Raw genomic sequence first — 24217 nt, forward strand, 5'->3', positions numbered from 1 at the left:
ACAAGGCGTGAGGAAGTATGTCCGTTCGTCGACTAGCCGAAGAGCAATTCCAGCCGGCAGGCTTTTCCTTCAACCCGGAAAATGCCACCTGGGCTGAGGCCACCATCCGCAAGTATCCGGCGGGCCGCCAGCAATCGGCAGTCATTCCGCTTCTGATGCGTGCGCAGGAACAGGAAGGCTGGGTCACCAAGGCTGCGATCGAGTATGTCGCTGAAAAGCTCGACATGCCCTATATCCGCGTCCTCGAAGTCGCGACCTTCTACACCCAGTTCCAGCTGAAGCCGGTCGGCACCCGCGCCCATATCCAGGTGTGCGGCACGACGCCTTGCATGCTGCGCGGTGCGGAAGACCTGATCCACGTCTGCAAGTCGAAGATCCATCCGGAGCCCTTCGAGCGCAATGCCGAGGGCACGCTGTCCTGGGAAGAGGTCGAGTGTCAGGGCGCCTGCGTCAATGCGCCGATGGTCATGATCTTCAAGGACGCCTATGAAGACCTGACGCCGACCCAGCTCGAGCACATCATCGATCGCTTCGCAGCCGGCAAGGGCGCCGACATCAAGCCCGGTCCGCAGGTTGACCGCATCTTCTCCGCACCGGTCGGTGGCCCGACCACCCTGACCGGCGAGATCCAGCCGATCCGCTTCAACGATGCGGCGGCTCCGGAACCGGAAGAAGTGTCCGTACCGCCGGCCAATGCCGCAAAGCCGGTCACGGATGCACCGGAAACCGACACCAAGCTCAAGACGCCGGCAACGGCCAAGAAGGCAGCTGCCGAAAACGTCAAGCAGAAGGGCGACAGCGCCGATACGGCCCGCCCGGTCGAGAAGGAAGCCGCGCCGGCTCCTGCTGCGGTCATGGACGAGAAGAACCGTCCTGCCGGCATCGACCGTCCGGAAACGCCAGACGATCTGAAGATGATTTCGGGCGTCGGTCCGAAGATCGAAGCGACGCTGAACGGCCTTGGCATCTACAAGTTCGAGCAGATCGCCAAGTGGAAGAAGGCAGAGCGCGAGTGGGTGGATACCTATCTCAAGTTCTCCGGCCGCATCGAGCGAGACGACTGGGTCAAGCAGGCCAAGGCGCTCGCCAAGGGCGGCGAAGCGGAATACATCAAGGTCTTCGGCAAGAAGCCGCGCTGAGAGGTTAGGTTATGTTGAGAGATCAGGATCGCATCTTCACCAATATTTACGGCCTCAAGGACAAGTCCCTGAAGGGCGCCATGGCGCGCGGCCACTGGGACGGTACCAAGCAGATCCTCGAAAAGGGCCGTGACTGGATCATCAACGAGATGAAGGCCTCCGGCCTTCGCGGTCGCGGCGGCGCAGGCTTCCCGACCGGTCTCAAGTGGTCCTTCATGCCGAAGGAATCGGATGGTCGCCCGCATTACCTCGTCGTCAACGCGGATGAGTCGGAGCCCGGCACCTGCAAGGACCGCGAGATCATGCGCCATGATCCGCACACCCTGATCGAAGGCTGCGTCATCGCATCCTTCGCCATGGGCGCGCATCATGCCTTCATCTATGTCCGCGGCGAGTTCATGCGCGAGCGCGAAGCCCTTCAGGCTGCGATCGACGAGTGCTATGACTACGGTCTGCTCGGCAAGAACAACAAGCTTGGCTACGACATCGACATCGTGGTCCATCACGGCGCCGGCGCTTACATCTGCGGCGAAGAAACGGCCCTGCTCGAAAGCCTCGAAGGCAAGAAGGGCCAGCCGCGTCTGAAGCCGCCGTTCCCGGCCAACATGGGTCTTTATGGCTGCCCGACCACGGTCAACAACGTCGAATCGATTGCCGTTGCCCCGACCATCCTGCGTCGCGGTGCGGCCTGGTATTCGAGCTTCGGCCGTCCGAACAATGCCGGCACCAAGCTTTTCTCGATCTCCGGTCACGTCAACAAGCCGTGCACGGTGGAAGAATCCATGTCGATCACCTTCCAGGAGCTGATCGAGAAGCATTGCGGTGGCATCCGTGGCGGCTGGGACAATCTGCTCGCCGTCATCCCGGGCGGTTCCTCGGTACCTTGCGTGCCGGGCGCCCAGATGAAGGACGCCATTATGGACTATGACGGTCTGCGCGAGCTCGGCTCCGGCCTTGGCACCGCCGCTGTCATCGTCATGGACAAGTCGACCGACATCGTGAAGGCGATCTGGCGCCTCTCGGCCTTCTACAAGCACGAGAGCTGCGGCCAGTGCACGCCGTGCCGCGAAGGCACCGGCTGGATGATGCGCGTCATGGAACGCATGGTGAAGGGCAATGCCCAGAAGCGTGAAATCGACATGCTCTTCCAGGTGACGAAGCAGGTCGAAGGCCACACGATCTGTGCGCTTGGCGATGCGGCCGCGTGGCCGATCCAGGGCCTCATCAAGCATTTCCGTCCCGAGATGGAAAAGCGCATCGACCAGTACACCCGCAACGCGATCGCCCACGGGGTGGTCATGGAAGCGGCAGAGTAAGGGCGAAAGGTATGACGAGCTCTTCGGACAAGGGCGGGAAGAAGGGGCCGGACGAACCGGCTTCCGACGCTCGTGCCTCCGAAGGCCTCGATGACCTGATGACCAACCCGGCGGCTGTCATGGCCGCCGCCACCGCGTTCGGTTTCGGCGTGGCGGCGCAAATGAGCAAGCTCTTCCTTGGCTCCATCCAGGGCGCCATGGAAGTGACCGGCCAGATCGCGCGCCAGCTTGAGGACGAGCGCAAGGCGGCAGAGGCGGAAAAGCCAGCCGAGGCAAACGTCGAGGCACCGGTCCAGACGGCAGAGCCAGCGCCAGTTGCGGCGAAGGCCAAGCCTGAAAAGCCGGCGGCAGCTAAGGTGAAGGCCAAAGCAGCCGAACCTGCCAAGGCGGTCACGGTCAAGGCTGACAAGCCAGCGCCGGCGCCAAAGGCCAAGGCAGCACCAAAGGCGAAGTCGGCCGCAACGCCGGCGGAGCCGCCGCAGGTGAAGGCGGCAGCTAAGCCCAAGGCCGCGCCGAAGTCCAAGGCGGTGCCGAAGGCGAAGGAAGAGTTTGCAGCCCCGGCTGCGAAGCCGAAAAAGGCCTCCGGCAAGGCTGACGATCTGAAGCGGATCGACGGCGTGGGCCCGAAGGTCGAACAGGTTCTGAATGGCAGGGGGATCACCCGCTTCCAGGATCTGGCTGAAATGGATGAGAAGGCGCTCGTCGCGCTGGACAAGGAATTGGGTCTCGACGGCCGTGCGCTGCGAGACGACTGGGCAGGCCAGGCGCGCCGTTTGGCGGGCAGCAAGCTTCGGTCACGAAAGTGAGATTAAGGTCCGGCCGCGCAGGGGCGATGCGCCGGGCTTGAGGGATAAAACCGGCAGTTTTCATCCGGTGCGGACGAAGGCTGTCAGTCGCGGCAGGAATGCCACGGCAGGATGCGCGGAAGCGTGAGGCAGGAAGGCGAATATGGCTAAGCTGAAGATCGACGGCAAAGAGATCGAGGTTCCGGATCATTTCACGCTGTTGCAGGCGTGTGAGGAAGCTGGCGCCGAGGTCCCGCGGTTTTGTTTCCATGAACGGCTGTCGGTCGCCGGCAATTGCCGCATGTGCCTTGTCGAGGTGAAGGGTGGCCCGCCGAAGCCGGCCGCGTCCTGCGCCATGGGCGTGCGCGACATCCGTGGCGGCCCGAACGGCGAACTGCCGGAAGTCTACACCAACACGCCCATGGTCAAGAAGGCCCGCGAAGGCGTGATGGAATTCCTGCTGATCAACCATCCGCTGGATTGCCCGATCTGCGACCAGGGCGGCGAATGCGATCTGCAGGACCAGGCTATGGCCTTCGGCATCGACAGCTCGCGCTACACCGAAAACAAGCGCGCCGTGGAAGACAAGTATATCGGCCCGCTGGTCAAGACGGTGATGAACCGCTGCATCCACTGCACGCGCTGCGTCCGCTTCACCACGGAAGTCGCCGGCATTGCCGAACTCGGCCTGATCGGCCGTGGCGAAGACGCCGAGATCACCACCTATCTCGAGCAGGCAATGACGTCTGAGCTGCAGGGCAACGTCGTCGACCTCTGCCCGGTCGGTGCGCTGACGTCGAAGCCCTTCGCCTTCACCGCTCGTCCGTGGGAACTCGGCAAGACCGAATCGATCGACGTCATGGACGCACTCGGTTCGGCCATCCGCGTCGATACCCGTGGCCGCGAAGTCATGCGCATCATGCCGCGTGTCAACGAGCAGATCAACGAAGAGTGGATCTCCGACAAGAGCCGCTTCGTCTGGGATGGCCTGAAGACGCAGCGTCTGGACCGCCCCTACGTCAAGAAGGACGGCCGCCTGCAGCCCGCGACTTGGGGCGAAGCCTTCGCCGCGATCAAGTCTGCTGTCGCGTCCACCTCTGCCGACAAGATCGGCGCCGTCGCCGGCGATCTCGCTTCCGTCGAAGAAATCTTTGCGCTGAAGTCGCTGATCAACGCGCTGGGCTCGTCGAATACCGACTGTCGCCAGGATGGGACGGCACTTGATCCGTCGCTCGGTCGCTCGACCTATCTCTTCAACGCCGGCATCGAAGGCATTGAAGCCGCTGATGCAATCCTCATCGTTGGCGCCAACCCGCGCTACGAGGCTGCGGTTCTCAACGCCCGCATCCGCAAGCGCTGGCGCCGTGGTGGCCTGCCGATCGGTGTGATCGGTGAAGGCGGCGAGCTGCGCTACCCCTATGAATATCTCGGTGCTGGCACCGAGACGCTCTCCGAACTCGTTTCCGGCAAGAACAGCTTTGCCGAGACGCTGAAGGCCGCCAAGAACCCGCTGATCATCGTCGGTCAGGGCGCACTGACCGGTGCTGACGGCAAGGCGGTTCTGGCGAATGCGGCGAAGCTCGCGGCCGATGTCGGCGCTCTCTCGGACGAGTGGAACGGCTTCGCCGTCCTCCACACTGCAGCATCGCGCGTCGGCGCGCTCGACCTCGGCTTCGTACCGGGCGAAGGCGCTGTTGCCGCCGGTCAGATGCTCTCCTCGCTCGACGTCGTCTTCCTGCTCGGCGCCGATGAACTCGACTTCTCCGCCAAGACCGCCAAGTGCGTCGTCTATATCGGCAGCCACGGCGACAACGGCGCGCACCATGCCGACGTCATCCTGCCGGGTGCGACCTACACCGAAAAGTCGGGCACCTGGGTCAACACCGAAGGCCGCGTCCAGATGGGCAACCGCGCCGGCTTCGCGCCGGGTGAAGCCCGCGAAGACTGGGCAATCCTGCGCGCTCTTTCCGACGTGCTCGGCAAGAAGCTGCCCTTCGATTCGCTCTCGCAGCTGCGCATGAAGCTCTATGAAGGCTACCCGCATTTCGCCGAGATCGACGAGATCGCGCCGGGCTCCTCGGCCGATATTGCTGCACTGGCGAAAAAACCCGGGAAGATGGGCAAGTCTCTGTTTGCGTCGCCGGTCAAAGACTTCTATTTGACGAACCCGATCGCACGCGCTTCGGCCGTCATGGCTGAGTGCTCCGCATTGGCCCGCAACAACTTCAAGGCTGCGGCAGAGTAAGGGCAGGGGACCATGGATAATTTCGTTTCCACCTATGTGTGGCCGGCGGCCATCATGATCGGGCAGTCCCTGCTTCTGCTCGTCTGCCTGCTCGTCTTCATCGCCTACATCCTTCTGGCCGACCGCAAGATCTGGGCAGCCGTCCAGCTGCGTCGTGGTCCGAACGTTGTCGGCCCCTGGGGTCTCTTCCAGTCCTTTGCCGACCTTCTGAAGTTCGTCTTCAAGGAGCCGATCATCCCGGCAGGTGCCAACAAGGGCGTCTTCCTGCTCGCGCCGCTGGTCGCCGTGACGCTGGCACTCGCGACATGGGCCGTCATCCCGGTCAATGCCGGATGGGTGATCGCCAATATCAATGTCGGCATCCTCTTCGTCTTTGCGGTCTCGTCGCTGGAAGTCTACGGCATCATCATGGGTGGCTGGGCTTCGAACTCGAAGTACCCGTTCCTCGGCGCGCTTCGCTCGGCAGCACAGATGGTGTCCTACGAAGTCTCGATGGGCTTCGTCATCGTCACCGTCCTGCTCTGCGTCGGCTCGCTGAACCTGACCGACATCGTGGTTGCCCAGAACACCGGCCTCGGCACGATGATGGGTCTGCCGGCCTCCTTCCTCGACTGGCACTGGCTGGCGCTCTTCCCGATGTTCGTGATCTTCTTCATCTCGGCATTGGCAGAAACCAACCGTCCGCCCTTCGACCTTCCGGAAGCCGAATCCGAACTCGTCGCCGGCTTCATGGTCGAATATGGTTCGACCCCGTACATGATGTTCATGCTCGGCGAATATGCCGCCATCGTACTGATGTGCTCGCTGACCACGATCCTCTTCCTCGGGGGCTGGCTGCCGCCGGTTGATATCGCGATCCTGAACTGGGTCCCGGGCATCATCTGGTTCGTGCTGAAGGCAACCATGGTCTTCTTCATGTTCGCCATGGTGAAGGCCTTCGTTCCGCGCTACCGCTATGACCAGCTGATGCGTCTCGGCTGGAAGGTCTTCCTTCCGATCTCGCTCGCCATGGTCATCATCACTGCATTCGTGCTGAAGCTGATGGGTTGGGCGTAATGCCCGGCCGCAACCTCAGCTGCATTGGAGAATAAGATGGCAATTGCACAGGCTATCAATTCGGTCTTTCTGAAGGAGTTCGTCGGCGCTTTCTTCCTGTCGATGCGCTACTTCTTCAAGCAGAAGGCGACGATCAACTACCCGTTCGAAAAGGGCCCGGTTTCCCCGCGTTTCCGCGGTGAACATGCGCTGCGCCGCTATCCGAACGGCGAAGAGCGCTGCATCGCCTGCAAGCTCTGCGAGGCGATCTGTCCTGCCCAGGCCATCACCATCGAGGCCGGCCCGCGCCGCAACGACGGCACCCGCCGTACGGTGCGTTATGACATCGACATGGTGAAGTGCATTTACTGCGGTTTCTGCCAGGAAGCCTGCCCGGTCGACGCGATCGTCGAAGGTCCGAACTTCGAGTTCGCCACCGAGACCCGCGAAGAACTCTATTTCGACAAGGCACGCCTCCTCGACAACGGCGACCGCTGGGAACGTGAAATCGCGCGCAACATCGCGATGGACGCTCCCTACCGCTGATCCCCTCGGGATCGATCGCCTCAGGCGGAGCGCGGGGCTTCGCCGGGGCACATGATGAAATTTGTAACGGGCGTGCCGATGGGGATATCGGTCACGCCTAATCGGGCGGCGGGGCAGGGCCCTCGTCCGGGGGAAGATGAAAAGGCACCAACATGGGTCTTCAGGCTCTCTTTTTCTATCTCTTCGCCTTTGTCGCGGTGGCTTCGGCCTTCATGGTGATATCGGCTCGGAACCCGGTCCATTCGGTCCTGTTCCTCATTCTGACCTTCATCAACGCTTCGGGCCTTCTGCTCCTCACAGGAGCTGAATTCCTCGCGATGATCCTCTTGGTCGTCTATGTCGGCGCGGTTGCGGTTCTCTTCCTCTTCGTCGTCATGATGCTCGACATCGACTTCACGGAGTTGAGGGCAGGGGCTGCGAAATATGCGCCCATCGGCGCCCTGATCGGATTGATCGTCGCGGTCGAGCTGGTCGTCGTCATCGGCGGCAGCACCATCAGCCCGGAAGCGCTGAACGCGATCACCCAGCCGATCCCGGCCGTGGCTGAACGTCAGAACACGCAGGCGCTCGGTGACGTGCTCTACACGGACTACGTCTTCTTCTTCCAGATTGCGGGCCTCGTCCTCTTCGTCGCCATGATCGGCGCGATCGTGCTGACGCTCCGCCACCGCACCAATGTCAAGCGCCAGGACATCTCCGCCCAGGTCGCCCGCACGCCCGAGACTGCCGTCAAGGTGGTCAAGGTCAAGCCGGGCCAGGGCGTCTGAGCCGAGCACGAGGTCAAGGAACAGAAAAATGGAAATCGGTCTTTCCCACTACCTCACGGTCAGTGCCATCCTCTTCACCCTCGGCGTCTTCGGTATCTTCCTGAACCGCAAGAACGTCATCGTCATCCTGATGTCGGTCGAGCTGATCCTGCTCGCCGTCAACATCAACATGGTGGCCTTCTCGACCTTCCTCGGCGACCTCGTCGGCCAGGTCTTCGCGCTGTTTATCCTGACGGTCGCGGCCGCTGAAGCGGCCATCGGTCTCGCGATCCTGGTGGTCTTCTACCGTAATCGCGGCTCCATCGCCGTCGAAGACGTCAACATGATGAAGGGCTGATCGGGTCATGATCTACAAGGCTATCGTCTTTCTCCCCCTGATCGGCTTCCTGATCGCCGGCCTGTTCGGTCGACAGATCGGCGCCAAGGCTTCGGAATACGTCACCACCGGTCTGATGATCATCGTCGCGGTGCTCTCCTGGATCGTCTTCTTCAACGTGGCCATGAGCCATGAGGCTCACGAGGTCATCAAGGTTCCGGTCCTGCGCTGGATCCAGTCCGGCGGCATCGACGTCGAATGGGCCTTCCGCGTCGACACGCTGACCGCCGTCATGTTCGTCGTCGTCAACTCGGTGTCGTGCCTCGTGCACCTCTACTCGATCGGCTACATGCATCACGACCCGCATCGGCCGCGCTTCTTTGCCTATCTGTCGCTCTTCACCTTCGCGATGCTCATGCTCATCACGTCGGACAACCTGCTGCAGATGTTCTTCGGCTGGGAAGGCGTGGGCCTCGCGTCCTATCTGCTGATCGGTTTCTGGTTCAAGAAGCCCTCGGCGTCGGCTGCCGCCATGAAGGCCTTCATCGTCAACCGCGTCGGTGACTTCGGCTTCATTCTCGGCATCTCCGCGATCTTCGTGATGTTCGGCTCGATCAACTTCGAGACCATCTTCGCCTCGGCCCAGTCCTATCTGCCGGCTGATCCGAATGCGGCTCCGGAAGTCGTGCTGAACCTCTTCGGCCTCGAGCTCGACCGCAGCCACGCGCTGACCGGCGCCTGCCTGCTGCTCTTCATGGGCGCGATGGGTAAGTCGGCCCAGTTCCTGCTGCACACCTGGCTGCCGGACGCCATGGAAGGCCCGACCCCGGTCTCGGCTCTCATTCACGCCGCAACCATGGTCACCGCCGGCGTCTTCCTCGTCGCCCGCATGTCGCCGATCTTCGAACTTTCGCCGGATGCGCTTACCATTGTCACCATCGTCGGTGCGATCACGGCCTTCTTCGCCGCGACCGTCGGCCTCGTGCAGAACGACATCAAGCGCGTCATCGCCTATTCGACCTGCTCGCAGCTCGGCTACATGTTCGTGGCACTCGGCGTCGGCGCCTATGGTGCAGCCGTCTTCCACCTCTTCACGCACGCCTTCTTCAAGGCGCTCCTGTTCTTGGGTGCGGGTTCCGTCATCCACGCCGTCGATGGCGAGCAGGACATGCGTTACATGGGTGGCCTGCGCAAGCACATCCCCTATACCTTCTGGGCGATGACGATCGGTACGCTGGCACTGACCGGCGTCGGTATCCCCGGCACGATCATCGGCTTTGCCGGCTTCTTCTCGAAGGACGCGATCATCGAGTCTGCCTTCGCCTCGCATTCGGCTGTCGGCGGCTTCGCCTTCACCCTGCTCGTGATCGCAGCGCTCTTCACCAGCTTCTATTCGTGGCGTCTGGCCTTCATGACCTTCTTCGGCAAGCCGCGCGCTTCCGCTGATGTCATGCACCATGTCCATGAATCGCCGATGGTCATGCTGCTGCCGCTGCTTCTGCTCGGCATTGGCGCTGTCGTTGCTGGCGTGATCTTCCACGACTACTTCTTCGGCCACCACTATGCCGAATTCTGGAAGGGCGCACTCTTCACGCTGCCGACCAACACGATCCTCGAAGAGTATCATGAAGTGCCGAAGTGGGTGAAATGGAGCCCGTTCGTCGCCATGGCGCTCGGCTTCGTCACCGCCTGGTACATGTACATCAAGAACCCGTCGGCACCGAAGAAGCTCGCAGAACAGCAGTGGATGCTCTACCAGTTCCTGCTCAACAAGTGGTACTTCGACGAGCTCTACGACTTCCTCTTCGTTCGGTCCTCCAAGGCGCTCGGCCGCTTCCTCTGGAAGAAGGGTGACGTTGCCACCATCGACGCCTATGGCCCGAACGGTGTCGCCTCGGCCGTCGGCGGCCTGACCCAGAAGGTCGTCCGCCTGCAGTCCGGCTACCTCTACCACTATGCCTTCGCGATGCTCATCGGCATTGCGGCCCTCGTTACCTGGATGATGCTCGGGAGCTCCCTCTGATGACCGATTGGCCCATTCTCTCGACGGTCACCTTCCTTCCTCTGGTCGGCGTGGCTCTGCTCCTGCTGACCCGTGGTGACACCTCTCTCGGCCGCCGCAACATCCTGAACGTCTCGCTGCTGACGACGGTCTTCACCTTCGTCGTGTCGCTCTTCATCTGGATCAACTTCGACAATTCCAATGTCGGCTTCCAGATGGTTGAGAAGCATTCCTGGCTCGGAACGGGGATCTCCTATCACGTCGGCGTCGACGGCATCTCGATGCTCTTCGTCATCCTGACGACGCTGCTCATGCCCTTCTGCATTCTCGCGAGCTGGACCTCGGTCGAGAAGCGCCTGAAGGAATACATGATCGCCTTCCTGGTGCTCGAGACCCTGATGATCGGCGTCTTCGTGTCGCTCGACATCGTGCTCTTCTACGTCTTCTTCGAAGCCGGCCTCATCCCGATGTTCATCATCATCGGCGTCTGGGGTGGCAAGGATCGCGTCTACGCGTCTTACAAGTTCTTCCTCTACACGCTGCTCGGCTCGGTGCTGATGCTGCTCGCCATCATGGCCATGTACTGGGATGCCGGCACGACCGATATCGCAGCACTTCTGCAGCATGACTTCCCGCCGCAGATGCAGACTTGGCTATGGCTTGCCTTCTTCGCGTCCTTTGCAGTGAAGATGCCGATGTGGCCTGTTCATACCTGGCTGCCGGACGCTCACGTTCAGGCACCGACGGCCGGTTCCGTCATCCTGGCGGGCATCCTCCTGAAGCTTGGCGGCTACGGCTTCCTGCGCTTCTCGCTGCCGATGTTCCCGCTGGCCTCCGACATGTTCGCGCCCTTTGTCTTCGCGCTGTCGGTCATCGCCATCATCTACACCTCGCTGGTCGCGATGATGCAGGAAGACATCAAGAAGCTGATCGCCTATTCCTCCGTCGCCCATATGGGTTACGTGACCATGGGTATCTTCGCCGCCAACCAGCAGGGCGTGCAGGGTGCGATCTTCCAGATGATCAGCCACGGCTTCGTCTCCGGCGCGCTCTTCCTCTGCGTCGGCGTGATCTATGACCGTCTCCACACCCGCGAAATCGCGGCCTATGGTGGTCTGGTCAACAACATGCCGAAATACGCGCTGGCCTTCATGGTCTTCACCATGGCCAATGTTGGCCTGCCGGGCACCTCGGGCTTCATCGGCGAGTTCCTGACCCTGATCGGCGTCTTCCGCGTCAACACCTGGGTCGCGCTCTTTGCCGCGACCGGCGTCATCCTCTCGGCAGCCTACGCGCTCTGGCTCTATCGCCGGGTGGTCTTCGGTGCGCTGGAGAAGGAAAGCCTGAAGGCGATGCTCGACCTTTCCGCTCGCGAAAAGCTGGTTCTCTACCCGCTGATCGCACTCACCATCTTCTTCGGCGTCTATCCGGCTCCCATCCTCGATGCGACCGCCGCTTCCGTCGACAATCTGGTGAACAACTACTCCGCAGCCTTGCAAGCAGCCCAGTCCCTGGCGCTGATTGCGAACTGACGACAGGATCCTTTGGACATGACCGTTGAAACTCTCATTGCTAGCCTGCATCTGGTCACGCCGGAATTGATCCTGGCCGTGGGCGCCATGGTGCTGCTCATGATCGGCGTGTTTTCGGGCGATCGGTCGAACAGTGTCGTCACGGGCCTTGCGATCGCGCTTCTGATCTTCTCCGGTGCATGGCTGCTCTTCGCCGGCAACGAAGGCGAAGCCTTCAACGGCGCCTATCTCGCCGACGGCTATGCCAAGTTCATGAAGATCCTCGCCCTCATCGGTTCGGTGACGGCGATGATCATGGCGGTCGGCCACGCCCGCTACGACCATCTCGACAAGTTCGAGTTCCCGGTCCTGCTGGTGCTCGCGACGCTTGGCGTCATGCTGATGATCTCGGCCAACGACCTGATCACGCTCTACATGGCGCTCGAACTGCAGTCGCTCGCTCTCTATGTCGTCGCTGCGATCAACCGCGACAGCCTGCGTTCGACTGAAGCTGGTCTGAAGTACTTCGTCCTCGGCGCTCTGTCGTCGGGCATGCTGCTCTACGGCATGTCGCTGGTCTATGGCTTCACCGGCAACACCGGCTTCGATGAAATTGCTGCCGTGCTCTCGACCGGCGAACCGTCGCTCGGCCTGATCTTCGGCCTCGTCTTCGTGTTGGCTGGTCTGGCATTCAAGATCTCGGCCGTGCCGTTCCACATGTGGACGCCGGATGTCTACGAGGGCGCACCGACCCCGGTCACCGCCTTCCTGGCGGCTGCCCCGAAGATCGGCGCCATGGCGATCTTCGTCCGTATCGTCATCGATGCCTTCCTGCCGATCTTCGCGGAATGGCAGCAGATCGTCGTGTTCATCGCGATCGCCTCGATGGTGCTCGGCTCTGTCGCCGCCATCGGCCAGAAGAACATCAAGCGACTGATGGCCTATTCCTCCATCGGTCACATGGGTTATGCACTGGTCGGTCTCGCCGCCGGCAATGACACCGGCGTCGCTGGCGTCCTGCTCTACATGATGATCTATCTGGTGATGACGCTCGGCACATTCGCCTGCATCATGGCCATGCGCCAGAAGGAAGGCGGCAATGTCGAGAACATCGACGATCTCGCCGGCCTTTCGACCACGCGTCCCTTCATGGCCTTCGTGCTGACCGCGCTGATGTTCTCGCTCGCCGGCATTCCGCCGCTCGCAGGCTTCTTCGCCAAGTACTTCGTCTTCGTGGCCGCCATCGAAGCCAAGCTCTATGCGCTCGCCATCATCGGTGTTCTGGCATCGGTCATCGGCGCCTACTACTACCTGCGCATCATCAAGGTCATGTGGTTCGACGAAGCCAAGGGTGAGTTCGCCCGCACGGCCGTCGAACTGCGTCTCGTCTTCGGTCTCTCCGGCCTCTTCGTGGTTGGTTATGTCCTCTTCGGCGGCCCGCTCGGTACGGCCGCGGAAGCTGCTGCAAAGACGTTGTTTAATTGACCAGCCTTGGTAAACCGGGCCGGATCTCGCTCGACGATTTCCGGCACGAAGCCTTAGACGAAGTCTCGTCCACCAATACGGAAGCATTCGCCCGCGCTCGCGCGGGCGATTCCGGTTTTCTGTGGGTCACGGCAGAGCGCCAGACCGGCGGCCGCGGCCGCCGCGGTCGGCCATGGGTGTCGGAGCGCGGCAACCTTTATTCGACACTTCTGCTGATCGACCCGGCGCCGCCAGAGGACCTTGGGTCCTTGCCGCTCGCCGTAGCATTGGCCGTCCATGCCGCCGTGCAATCGGTTATGCCGGCAGGCGGCGAGGTCGTGGAGATAAAGTGGCCCAACGACGTGTTGATCGGCCGCAAGAAGACCTCTGGCATTCTGCTCGAGGCAGAGCGTCTCTCGGACGGCCGCATGGCGCTCGCGATCGGCATCGGCATCAACATCGCCCACCGCCCGGATGTCACGCTCTACCCGGTGACCTCGCTCGCCGACCAGGGTGCGTCAATCTCGCCGCCGGAGTTCTTTGCGCATCTCTTTGCCGAAATGGCAGAGGTGCTCTCCGTCTGGGATGGGGGCAGGGGGATCGCCGAGATTGTCCGCCGCTGGCGCCGTGTCGCCTGTGGCATTGGTGAGAAAATCACGGTGAACCTGCCGGACCGCTCGATTTCCGGTATCTTTTCCGGAATCGATGATAAGGGAATTTTGTTGCTCGACCGGGGCCCCGACGGAATGATGTCGGTCGCGGCCGGAGACGTGTTTTTCGGGTAGACTGGATCGGAAGTGAGAATGGCCAATAACGACGAACTGGTTTTCCTGCCGCTGGGCGGCGTGGGTGAAATCGGCATGAACCTCGCATTGTACGGCTATGGACCGCCGTCCAATCGCCAATGGATCATGGTCGACTGCGGCGTGACCTTCGCCGGTCCCGATCTGCCGGGCGTCGATCTCGTTCTGCCGGATATCGAGTTCATCAAGAAGCAGAAGAAGAACCTCAAGGGCATCATCATCACCCATGCCCATGAAGACCATTACGGCGCTCTGAACGACCTTTGGCCGGGCCTCAACGTGCCGGTCTATGCCTCGCGCTTTACGGCCGGCATGCTGGAAGCCAAGCGCGACTACGAAGGCTCGCGCGCCGAAATCCCGATCACGCCCTTCAAGCAGGGCGACCGCATCAATGTCGGTCCCTTCGAGATCGAGGCGATCGGCGTCAACCACTCGATCCCCGAACCGATGTCGCTCGTCATCCGCACGCCGCTCGGCAATGTCGTGCATACCGGTGACTGGAAGATCGACCATAACCCCTCGCTCGGGCCGCTGACCGATGAGGCCCGTTTCCGCGCCGTCGGCGACGAAGGCGTGCTGGCACTGCTCTGCGACTCGACGAATGCCGTGCGTGACGGCGTGTCGCCCTCCGAGGAGGAAGTCTCGGCAGGCCTGCAGAAGATCATCGAAGCGGCCGAGGGCCGCGTTGCGATCACCACCTTCTCCTCCAATGTCGGCCGCATCCGCTCGATCGCCCAGGCGGCCGAAGCTGCCGGTCGAGAAGTTCTGCTGCTCGGCAGCTCGCTGAAGCGGGTGACGAATGTAGCCCAGGACATCGGCATCATGCAGGGCATCAAGCCCTTCATCGCCGAGGATGAATACGGCTTCATCCCGCGTGACAAGATCGTCGTCATCCTGACCGGCAGCCAAGGCGAGCCGCGTGCGGCACTCGCCAAGCTCTCGCGCGACGAGATGCGCAATGTGGCCCTCACCTCGGGCGACACCGTGGTGTTCTCGTCCCGCGCAATCCCGGGCAACGAGAAGGCGATCCTGGAGATCAAGAACGGTCTGATCGAGCAGGGCGTGCACATCGTCACGGACAACGAGGCGCTGGTGCATGTCTCCGGACATCCCCGCCGCAACGAGCTCCTCAAGATGTACGAGTGGGTCCGCCCACAGATCCTCGTGCCGGTGCATGGCGAAGCTGCGCATCTGGTCGCCCAGAAGGAGCTCGCGCTGCAGGCCGGCATTCCGACCGTTCCGCGCGTGCGCAATGGCGATGTGCTGCGGCTTGCCCCCGGTCCGGCCGAAGTCATCGATCAGGCGCCTTTCGGCCGCGTCTACAAGGACGGCAAGCTCGTCGGCGACATCGAGGAAATGGGCATCGCCGACCGCAAGAAGCTGGCCTATGTCGGCCATGTAGCAGTGAGCGTCCTGCTCGACAGCCGCTTCGACTTCCTCGGCGATCCCGAGGTCGTACCCTTCGGTCTGCCGGAGTATGATGACGAGGGCGAGTCGATGGAAGACACGCTCTATGATGCAGTACTCGGTGCCGTTGAAAGCATCCCGCGCAGCCGCCGGAAGGATCTGGAGACCGTACGCGAGGCGGTTCGCCGGGCAGTCCGCTCCACCGCCAACGAGGCCTGGGGCAAGAAGCCCGTGGTCACCGTCTTCCTGACGAAAGTCTGAGGGACGGCGCGGGCAGGGATGACCTAATCTTTGCCCGCAATGTCAGGAGGAAACCATGCTCGGCCGCGTCAATCACATCGCCATTGCCGTCCCGGATCTCGCTGTGGCGACCGCGAGCTATCGCGAAACGCTGGGCGCCAAGGTCTCGCAGGCGCAGGCTTTGCCTGAGCATGGGGTGACCGTCGTCTTCGTCGAACTGGAGAACACCAAGGTGGAACTCCTGGAGCCGCTCGGCGAGGCCTCCCCGATCGCCGCCTTCCTCGAAAAGAACCCGGCAGGTGGCATGCACCACATCTGCTACGAGGTGAACGACATCCTGGCCGCCCGCGACCAGCTCTCCGCATCCGGCGCCCGGGTGCTCGGCAGCGGCGAGCCGAAGATCGGTGCCCATGGCAAACCGGTGCTCTTTCTCCATCCTAAAGACTTCTTCGGCACCTTGATCGAACTCGAACAGGTCTGAAGCGCAGTCACGCAGCGATGAAGTCTTCTTGATCGCCGACAAATCCGACCTGCGACTCTTTTGTCTTTGTGCCGGATGGCATCCGCGCTTATAGGAGGCGGACGGCGCAGGTAGGGACCTGCCGCTCAAGTCTGGAGCGAGACATCATGGCGATCCTGTCGGGACTGGCGGTTTATTTCGTGATCTGGTGGCTGACGCTGTTCGCCGTCCTGCCGATTGGACTGCGCACCCAGGACGAAGAGCAGGAGGTCGTGCCGGGGACGGTCGCGAGTGCGCCCGCGCGATTCCGGGCCCTGCGCATATTCCTGACGACCACGATCGTATCGGGCCTGATCTATGGCGCCTGGTATGTGGCCGGCGCCTATTTCGGCATCGGCTTCAATGACTTGCCCGTCATCATGCCGGGCCTTGAGCCCAAAGCCTGATCTCCCACGGCAACGACGCATCTGTCGATAAGGCAAAAAAAAACAAGGTCAAAAGACCTTGTTCGAAGCTTCGCGTGATCCTTCACCATTTAAGGGGCTGCGAACGTGCGCGCCTAGATCTGATCCTCCCAAGACTTGACCGCGAGTGTGGCAAAGATTTGAACTCCCTGCCTCTTTTATGGGCTGAACCTAGCCCAATCAGTGACCGTTGTCACCCCTGAATCTTGCAGATTTGTTACAGTCACCAAAAAAAATTTCTGCAGATGTTTTTGTCGCATGAAAGTCATGGAATGGCCGGATCTGCAGGGCTTGTCGGCACGATTTCTGTACCCAGGGTGGCTCTTGGCGCTGCGAAATCGGCCCAGCTGTGGGCAGGGACCGTGAACGGCGCTTGCGGGTTTTCTTCTGAAGACCAAAAGGCTATGAACGCTTCCTGATATCCATCCTTAATCGCTGATTCCGCGCGTTTGCGCGGCATCGACAACCATCTGGAATTCGTTATGCGTCTGTCGCGCTACTTCATGCCGATCCTCAAGGAAAATCCCAAGGAAGCGGAAATCGTTTCCCACCGCCTGATGCTGCGGACGGGCATGATCCGCCAGCAAAGCCAGGGCATCTATTCCTGGCTGCCGCTCGGCAAACGCGTGCTCGACAAGGTCAACGCCATCATTCGCGAAGAGCAGAACCGTGCTGGTGCCATCGAGCTGTCGATGCCGACCCTGCAGTCGGCCGAGCTCTGGCAGGAAAGCGGTCGTTACGAGGATTACGGCAAGGAAATGCTGCGCATCCGCGACCGGCAGGACCGCCCCATGCTCTACGGCCCGACCAACGAGGAGATGATCACCGACATCTTCCGCTCGTCGGTGAAGTCCTACAAGAGCCTGCCGCTCAACCTCTACCACATCCAGCTGAAGTTCCGTGACGAGATCCGTCCGCGCTTCGGCACCATGCGCTCGCGCGAATTCCTGATGAAGGACGCCTATTCCTTCGACCTGACCCAGGCCGACGCGATACATTCCTACAACAAGATGTTCGTCGCTTACCTGCGCACCTTCGATCGTCTCGGCCTGCGCGCCATCCCGATGCGCGCCGACACCGGCCCGATTGGCGGCAATCACAGCCACGAATTCATCATCCTGGCCGATACCGGTGAATCGGAAGTCTTCTGCCACAAGAGCTTCGTCGACTTCGATATTCCTTCTGTCGATACTGATTTCGACAGTGTCGACGGTCTGCAGTCGATCTTCGACAAGTGGACCTCGGTCTATGCCGCAACCTCGGAAATGCATGATGAGGCCGCCTTCGGTGCGATCCCGGACAGCGACCGCCTCTCGGCGCGCGGCATCGAGGTTGGTCACATCTTCTATTTCGGCACGAAATATTCCGAGCCGATGGGCGCCAAGGTGCAGGGTCCCGATGGCAAGGAACACCTTGTCCACATGGGCTCCTATGGCATCGGCCCGACACGCCTTGTTCCCGCCATCATCGAAGCCTCGCATGACGAGAACGGAATCATCTGGCCGGCGTCTGTCGCGCCCTTCGATGCCGTTGTGATCAACATGAAGCCGGGTGATGAGGGCTGCGACACGACCTGTGACCGCCTCTACACCGCCCTGCAGAATGCCGGCAAGGACGTGCTCTATGACGACACGGACGATCGCGCGGGCACCAAGTTCGCGACCGCCGACCTGATCGGCGTTCCCGTCCAGGTCATCGCCGGTCCGCGTGCCGTCGCCGCTGGCGAGGTGGAGCTCAAGGACCGCAAGACCGGCGCCCGCGAGACCCTCACGATCGAGGCCGCGATCAACAAGCTGACGGCCTGAGGCTTTTCGCCTCAAGCCGAACCGAGACTGGGTGTGCGAAACCGCAATCCCGAGGCAAGGAGAGACCATGGCGACGACGGCCGCTGGCAACGAGACGGCAGACAAGGGGAAGGCGGCATCAGCGCGCGCCTTTTCCGGCTTTGAGCGCATGGTGGCCTGGCGCTATCTGCGCGCCCGCCGCAAGGAAGCCTTCATCTCCGTGATCGCCGGCTTCTCCTTCATCGGGATCATGCTGGGTGTCGCAACCCTGATCATCGTCATGGCCGTGATGAACGGCTTCCGCACCGAGCTCGTCTCGCGCATCCTTGGCATCAACGGCCATATGATCGTCCAGGCCGTCGACCAGCCGCTGAGCGATTATGCCGGGCTTGCCGAACGTTTTGCGGCAGTCCCGGGCGTCACCATGGCGCTGCCGCTGGTCGAGGGCCAGACGCTGGCCTCGGGCCGTGAAGGGGCCGGCACCGGCGCGCTCGTGCGCGGCATCCGTCCGGATGATCTGACGAAGCTCACCGTCGTGTCGTCCAACATCCGCTCCGGCGACATGGTCGGCTTTGCCACGGGGCAGGGCGTCTTGATCGGATCGCGCATGGCCGCTCAGCTTGGTCTGGCCGCTGGAGACACCATCACCCTCGTCTCGCCGGAAGGCGATGTCACGCCGCTCGGTGTCAATCCGCGCGTCAAATCCTACCCGGTCTCCGGCATCTTCGAGATCGGCATGTCCGAATATGACGCCTCGATCATCTATATGCCGCTCGAGGAGGCCCAGCTCTATTTCAACGTCGAAGGCATCGTCCAGTCGATCGAGCTCTTCATCGCCGATCCCGACGCCGTCGACGAACTTCGCCCGCAGATCGAGGAGGCCGCCGGCCGGCAGATCTTCCTCACTGACTGGCGCCAGCGCAACCAGACCTTCTTCTCCGCACTGCAGGTCGAGCGCAATGTCATGTTCATGATCCTGACGCTGATCGTTCTGGTCGCGGCTCTAAACATCATCTCCGGCCTGATCATGCTGGTGAAGGACAAGGCAAGCGACATCGCCATCCTGCGCACCATGGGCGCGACCTCGGGCGCGATCATGCGGATCTTCTTCATGACGGGTGCCGCGATCGGCACGGTTGGCACGATCGCCGGCGTTTTTCTGGGCGTGATCGTCTGTCTCAACATCGAGAGCATCCGCCAGTTCTTCTCCTGGGTCTCCGGCACCGTGCTCTTCGATCCGGAACTCTATTTCCTGAGCCAGCTGCCGGCCGACATGAACATGAGCGAGACGCTCTCCGTCGTTATCATGGCGCTCAGCCTGTCCTTCATGGCGACCATCTTCCCGGCCTGGCGGGCTTCGCGCCTGGATCCGGTTCAGGCCCTGCGTTACGAATGAGGATGCCGAAATCAATGGCAAAAGACGTGGTTCTCACGCTCACCGGCATCGATCGCCATTATGGTCAGGGCGAGACTGTCCTCTCGATCCTCAAGGGGGCGGACTTCACGCTGCGCAGCGGTGAGACGGTTGCACTGGTCGCCCCGTCAGGAACCGGCAAGTCGACGCTTCTGCATGTGGCGGGACTGCTCGAACACCCCGACGGCGGCGAAGTCACCGTGGGCGGTGTCGCCTGCCAGGAGCTCGGCGATGAGGAACGCACCGCCATCCGCCGCAAGTCGATTGGCTTCGTCTATCAGTTTCACCATCTCCTGCCGGAATTCTCCGCGCTGGAAAATGTAATGATGCCGCAGCTGATTGCGGGACTGTCCAAGCCGGAAGCCGCAGAACGCGCCAAGCAGCTTCTTGACTATATGCGCGTCGGCCACCGTGCCGACCACCGGCCTGCCGAATTGTCCGGCGGTGAGCAGCAGCGTGTCGCCATTGCCCGTGCGGTTGCCAACGCGCCGCTTGTCTTGCTCGCAGACGAGCCGACCGGCAACCTTGATCCGGAGACGGCGAGCTACGTCTTCTCGGCGCTTGAAGCGCTCGTCCGCCAGTCCGGTCTTTCGGCCATGATCGCGACCCACAATCACGACATCGCGCGCCGCATGGATCGCTGTGTGACCCTCGTCGACGGCAAGGTCGTCGAACTCGAGGTCTAAGACCCAAATCCCAGTCTGAAGCAGGCCCGTGCCTCGGTAGAATCGCTCTACCGAGGTTCACGGTTTTTTTGGGTTGACTTTGGAACAAGATAAGAACAAAATAAAAACATAAAGGGACAAGGAGACAGAAATGACCGATATTCTTCGCGACGTTGCTGCATTTGCCTCGATGGCCGTATTCGTATCCAGCATGACCCTGCTGATGATGGCTCTCTGAAATCAAGGGCGGCAAAGCTGGTGAGGAAGGCTTTGCCGCCCGACTTCCTTCTGGACTTCGCGGACGCGAAGACCGAAAATCCCGACCGATTCATGAAGCAAGGAATGAAGCGGTATGGGCGAGGGCAGCGTCGCTAAGGAAGCGTCCGGTGGGCAGGGCAATGGCCCCGGTTTTGTGCATCTGAGGGTGCATTCCGCCTATTCGCTGCTCGAAGGCGCGCTGCCGCTTAAGAAGATCCTCGGCAAGGCTGTTGCCGACGAGCAGCCGGCGATCGCAATCACAGATACCAACAATCTCTTCGTCGCGCTGGAATTCTCCCAGAAGGCGCTCGGGGACGGCATTCAGCCGATCATCGGCTGCCAGCTGTCCATCGATATGGAGGATTCCACCGGCGAAAAACGCGGTGGCAACGGGCATCTCCCGGATCTGCCTTCCGTCGTTGTTCTGGCCTCCGATGCAGACGGGTATGAACGGCTCGTCGATCTGGTGAGCCGTGCCTATCTCGGCGGCGATGCCGGGCAGCCGACGCATGTGAAGCTCTCCTGGTTCGAAGAGAGTGGCACGGAAGGGCTGATCCTGCTCACCGGCGCTGGCGGTGGTCCTGTCGACAGGATGCTGAAAGACGGGCACAAGGCTCAGGCGGAAAGCCGGCTTCTTGCGCTGAAGCAACTGTTCGGCGATCGACTCTATGTCGAACTGCAGCGGCACGGGGAATACGATCGCACGCATGAGCGGCGCATGGTGCAGCTCGCCTACCAGCATGACATCCCTCTGGTCGCCACCAACGAGGCCTTCTTTCCGGCGCGGGATGATTATGATGCCCACGATGCCTTGATGGCGGTTGCCCACAACGCCATCGTCTCCAATGACGATCGCTTCCGTCTGACCCCGGACCATTATCTGAAGAGCCGGGCTGACATGATGAAGCTCTTCGCCGATCTGCCGGAAGCGCTCGAGAATTCCGTCGAGATCGCTCGACGCTGCTCCTTCATCCTCGATACCCGCAAGCCGATCCTGCCGCGCTTCACCGGCGGCAGTGATGACCCGGAAGAGGCCGAACGCGAGGAAGCGCTCGAGCTTCGCCGCCAGGCGGTCGAGGGGCTCGACCAGCGCCTCGCAGCGCTCGGCATGGCGCCGGGCTACGAGGAAAAGGACTATCGCGAGCGGCTGGAATTCGAGCTTTCGGTCATCGAGCGCATGAAGTTTCCTGGCTACTTCCTGATCGTTTCGGACTTCATCAAATGGGCCAAGCAGCATGACATCCCGGTCGGCCCAGGCCGTGGTTCCGGTGCGGGCTCGCTGGTTGCCTACGCGCTGACGATTACCGACGTCGATCCCTTGCGCTTCTCGCTGCTCTTCGAACGCTTCCTCAATCCGGAACGCGTCTCGATGCCCGACTTCGACATCGACTTCTGCCAGGAGCGCCGCGAAGAGGTCATTCGCTACGTTCAGCGAAAATACGGCCGCGAGCAGGTGGGTCAGATCATCACCTTCGGGTCGCTGCAGGCCCGTGCGGCTCTGCGCGACGTCGGCCGCGTGCTCGAAATGCCCTACGGCCAGGTCGACAAGATCTGTAAGCTCGTGCCGAACAATCCGGCCAATCCGACGCCGCTGTCGAAGGCGATCGAGGAGGAGCCGAAGCTGCGCGAGGCGGCCGACGAGGAACCTGTCGTCGCGCGCCTCCTGGAAATCGCCCAGAAGATCGAAGGCCTCTACCGTCACGCCTCGACCCACGCCGCCGGTATCGTCATCGGCGACCGCCCGCTGTCGAAGCTGGTGCCGATGTATCGCGATCCGCGTTCCGACATGCCGGTCACCCAGTTCAACATGAAATGGGTCGAACAGGCCGGCCTCGTGAAGTTCGACTTCCTCGGCCTGAAGACGCTGACCGTTTTGAAGACGGCGGTCGATTTCGTCGAGGAACAACGCGGCATCAAGGTCGATCTGGCGGCGATCCCGCTCGATGACGTCAAGACCTATGACATGCTGTCACGCGGCGAGACTGTCGGCGTCTTCCAGGTGGAAAGCGCCGGCATGCGCAAGGCCCTGATTGGCATGCGCCCGGACTGCATCGAGGACATCATCGCGCTCGTGGCACTTTATCGCCCGGGTCCGATGGAGAACATCCCTGTCTACAACGCCCGCAAGCATGGCGAGGAGGAGGTTGCCTCCGTCCATCCGAAGATCGACTACCTGTTGAAGGAAACCCAGGGCGTTATCGTCTACCAGGAGCAGGTCATGCAGATCGCTCAGGTCCTGTCGGGCTACTCGCTCGGCGAAGCGGACCTTCTGCGCCGCGCCATGGGTAAGAAGATCAAGGAGGAAATGGACAAGCAGTCCGCCCGTTTCGTCGACGGTGCGATGAAGAATGGCGTGTCCAAGCCGCAGGCAACGAACATCTTCGAACTGCTTGCCAAGTTCGCGAACTACGGCTTCAACAAGTCGCACGCGGCAGCCTACGCCATCGTCTCCTATCAGACGGCCTACATGAAGGCGCATTACCCGGTCGAGTTCCTCGCCGCCTCGATGACGCTCGACATGTCGAACACGGAAAAGCTGGTCGACTTCCGCCAGGATGCCGGCCGTCTCGGCATCGAAGTCGTGCCGCCCTCGGTCCAGACATCCTATCGCCATTTCCAGACCGGCCCGAACCGCATCTATTACGCGCTCGCCGCCATCAAGGGCGTGGGTGAGGGGGCCGTCGACCACATCGTCGAGGTGCGCGGCGACAAGCCCTTCGACAGCATCGAGGACTTCTGCCTCCGGATCGATCCCAAGCAGATCAACCGTCGCGTCTTCGAAAGCCTGATCGCCGCCGGCGCCTTCGATTGCTTTGGCCGCGACCGCGCCGAACTCGTCGGCAGCATCGATCGCATCATGGGTTATGCCCAGCGCGCCCAGGAAAACGCCGTCAGCGGCCAGTCCGACATGTTCGGTGCAGGCGGTGCCAGCGGCCCCGAGCGCATTGCCTTTGCGCCCTATACGCCGTGGCTCTCCTCGGAAAAGCTGATGCGTGAATTTCAGGTGCTCGGCTTCTATCTCTCCGCCCACCCGCTCGACGCCTATCGCGACTTGCTTGAAAAGCTGCGCGTTCAGAATTTTGCGGATTTCTCCGTCGCGGTGAAACAGGGCGCCACCGCCGGTCGTCTCGCCGGCACGGTGATTTCGAAGCAGGAGCGCAAGACGCGCACCGGCAACAAGATGGGCATCGTCACCTTCTCGGATGCCTCAGGCCAGTACGAAGCGGTGCTGTTCTCCGAAGGGCTGAACCAGTATCGCGATCTCCTCGAGGCTGGGAAATCTCTGGTGATCACGGTTCAGGCCGAAGAGCGCCCCGAAGGCATCGGCCTGCGCATCCAGACGGCCCAGTCGCTGGAAGAGCAGTCGATCCGCATGCAGAAGGCCATGCGCGTCTATGTCCGTGATTCCGGTCCCCTGCGCGCCGTGGCCGCCCATCTCAACGCAAGGGGTGACGGTCTCGTCTCCTTCATCGTCATCAAGGACGAGGGGCAGCGCGAGATCGAGGTGGAACTCACCGAGCGCTTCCGGATTTCGCCGGAGATCGCAGCGGCGATGCGCTCGACGCCCGGCGTTCTGGATGTGGAGCTCGTCTGAG

At 61.7% G+C, this 24217-nt stretch carries 19 protein-coding genes; all 19 read left to right on the plus strand.

What is annotated here, in order from left to right; all coding sequences use genetic code 11:
• Positions 1-17: 17 nt before the first annotated feature.
• The 19 genes from M1E12_RS05610 (at position 18) to dnaE (ending at position 24216) form a co-directional block, all read left to right on the plus strand.
• A complete protein-coding gene (locus M1E12_RS05610) occupies positions 18-1139 on the plus strand; it encodes an NADH-quinone oxidoreductase subunit E (RefSeq protein ID WP_310238043.1) in 1122 nt (373 codons plus the stop codon).
• 11 nt (positions 1140-1150) lie between these two features.
• A complete protein-coding gene (gene nuoF / locus M1E12_RS05615) occupies positions 1151-2455 on the plus strand; it encodes an NADH-quinone oxidoreductase subunit NuoF (RefSeq protein ID WP_113459398.1) in 1305 nt (434 codons plus the stop codon).
• Positions 2456-2466: 11 nt separating this feature from the next.
• Complete coding sequence (locus tag M1E12_RS05620) at positions 2467-3261, plus strand: 5' DNA nuclease (RefSeq protein WP_479564030.1); 795 nt, start codon at positions 2467-2469, stop codon at positions 3259-3261.
• A gap of 142 nt (positions 3262-3403) precedes the next feature.
• A complete protein-coding gene (gene nuoG, locus M1E12_RS05625) occupies positions 3404-5485 on the plus strand; it encodes an NADH-quinone oxidoreductase subunit NuoG (protein WP_479564031.1) in 2082 nt (693 codons plus the stop codon).
• A 12-nt stretch (positions 5486-5497) separates the two neighbouring features.
• Complete coding sequence (nuoH, locus tag M1E12_RS05630; RefSeq protein ID WP_113459401.1) at positions 5498-6541, plus strand: NADH-quinone oxidoreductase subunit NuoH; 1044 nt, start codon at positions 5498-5500, stop codon at positions 6539-6541.
• A 36-nt stretch (positions 6542-6577) separates the two neighbouring features.
• Positions 6578-7066 carry an NADH-quinone oxidoreductase subunit NuoI gene (nuoI, locus tag M1E12_RS05635; RefSeq protein WP_113459402.1) on the plus strand — a complete coding sequence of 163 codons (489 nt, stop codon included), beginning with the start codon at positions 6578-6580 and terminating at the stop codon, positions 7064-7066.
• Between the two features lie 152 nt (positions 7067-7218).
• The gene (locus M1E12_RS05640; RefSeq protein WP_113459403.1) at positions 7219-7833 is read left to right on the plus strand and encodes an NADH-quinone oxidoreductase subunit J; all 615 of its coding nucleotides are present in this window, start codon (positions 7219-7221) and stop codon (positions 7831-7833) included.
• 28 nt (positions 7834-7861) lie between these two features.
• On the plus strand, positions 7862-8170 hold the full coding sequence (gene nuoK / locus M1E12_RS05645; RefSeq protein ID WP_006727580.1) for an NADH-quinone oxidoreductase subunit NuoK: 309 nt from the start codon (positions 7862-7864) through the stop codon (positions 8168-8170).
• 7 nt (positions 8171-8177) lie between these two features.
• Positions 8178-10172 carry an NADH-quinone oxidoreductase subunit L gene (gene nuoL / locus M1E12_RS05650; RefSeq protein ID WP_479564032.1) on the plus strand — a complete coding sequence of 665 codons (1995 nt, stop codon included), beginning with the start codon at positions 8178-8180 and terminating at the stop codon, positions 10170-10172.
• A complete protein-coding gene (locus M1E12_RS05655; RefSeq protein ID WP_113459405.1) occupies positions 10172-11683 on the plus strand; it encodes an NADH-quinone oxidoreductase subunit M in 1512 nt (503 codons plus the stop codon). Before nuoL ends, M1E12_RS05655 begins: the two co-directional genes overlap by 1 nt.
• An 18-nt stretch (positions 11684-11701) precedes the next feature.
• On the plus strand, positions 11702-13147 hold the full coding sequence (gene nuoN / locus M1E12_RS05660) for an NADH-quinone oxidoreductase subunit NuoN (RefSeq protein WP_113459406.1): 1446 nt from the start codon (positions 11702-11704) through the stop codon (positions 13145-13147).
• Positions 13144-13911 (plus strand): biotin--[acetyl-CoA-carboxylase] ligase, encoded by a 768-nt coding sequence (locus M1E12_RS05665; protein WP_479564033.1) that lies wholly within the window; start codon positions 13144-13146, stop codon positions 13909-13911. The genes nuoN and M1E12_RS05665 overlap by 4 nt, the downstream gene beginning before the upstream one ends.
• An 18-nt stretch (positions 13912-13929) precedes the next feature.
• A complete protein-coding gene (locus tag M1E12_RS05670) occupies positions 13930-15597 on the plus strand; it encodes a ribonuclease J (protein WP_136542576.1) in 1668 nt (555 codons plus the stop codon).
• 55 nt (positions 15598-15652) lie between these two features.
• A complete protein-coding gene (gene mce / locus M1E12_RS05675) occupies positions 15653-16057 on the plus strand; it encodes a methylmalonyl-CoA epimerase (RefSeq protein ID WP_479564034.1) in 405 nt (134 codons plus the stop codon).
• Positions 16058-16203: 146 nt separating this feature from the next.
• The gene (locus M1E12_RS05680; RefSeq protein ID WP_113459410.1) at positions 16204-16482 is read left to right on the plus strand and encodes a DUF1467 family protein; all 279 of its coding nucleotides are present in this window, start codon (positions 16204-16206) and stop codon (positions 16480-16482) included.
• Positions 16483-16982: 500 nt separating this feature from the next.
• Positions 16983-18305 (plus strand): proline--tRNA ligase, encoded by a 1323-nt coding sequence (gene proS, locus M1E12_RS05685; RefSeq protein ID WP_479564035.1) that lies wholly within the window; start codon positions 16983-16985, stop codon positions 18303-18305.
• Between the two features lie 67 nt (positions 18306-18372).
• Positions 18373-19680 carry a lipoprotein-releasing ABC transporter permease subunit gene (locus M1E12_RS05690; RefSeq protein WP_113459411.1) on the plus strand — a complete coding sequence of 436 codons (1308 nt, stop codon included), beginning with the start codon at positions 18373-18375 and terminating at the stop codon, positions 19678-19680.
• Positions 19681-19694: 14 nt separating this feature from the next.
• Positions 19695-20384, plus strand: coding sequence for an ABC transporter ATP-binding protein (locus tag M1E12_RS05695; RefSeq protein ID WP_136542572.1), 690 nt, complete (start codon positions 19695-19697; stop codon positions 20382-20384).
• Positions 20385-20715: 331 nt separating this feature from the next.
• Positions 20716-24216 (plus strand): DNA polymerase III subunit alpha, encoded by a 3501-nt coding sequence (gene dnaE, locus M1E12_RS05700; RefSeq protein WP_479564036.1) that lies wholly within the window; start codon positions 20716-20718, stop codon positions 24214-24216.
• Position 24217 lies beyond the last annotated feature (1 nt).

The sequence above is a fragment of the Rhizobium sp. K33 genome (assembly GCF_056501445.1).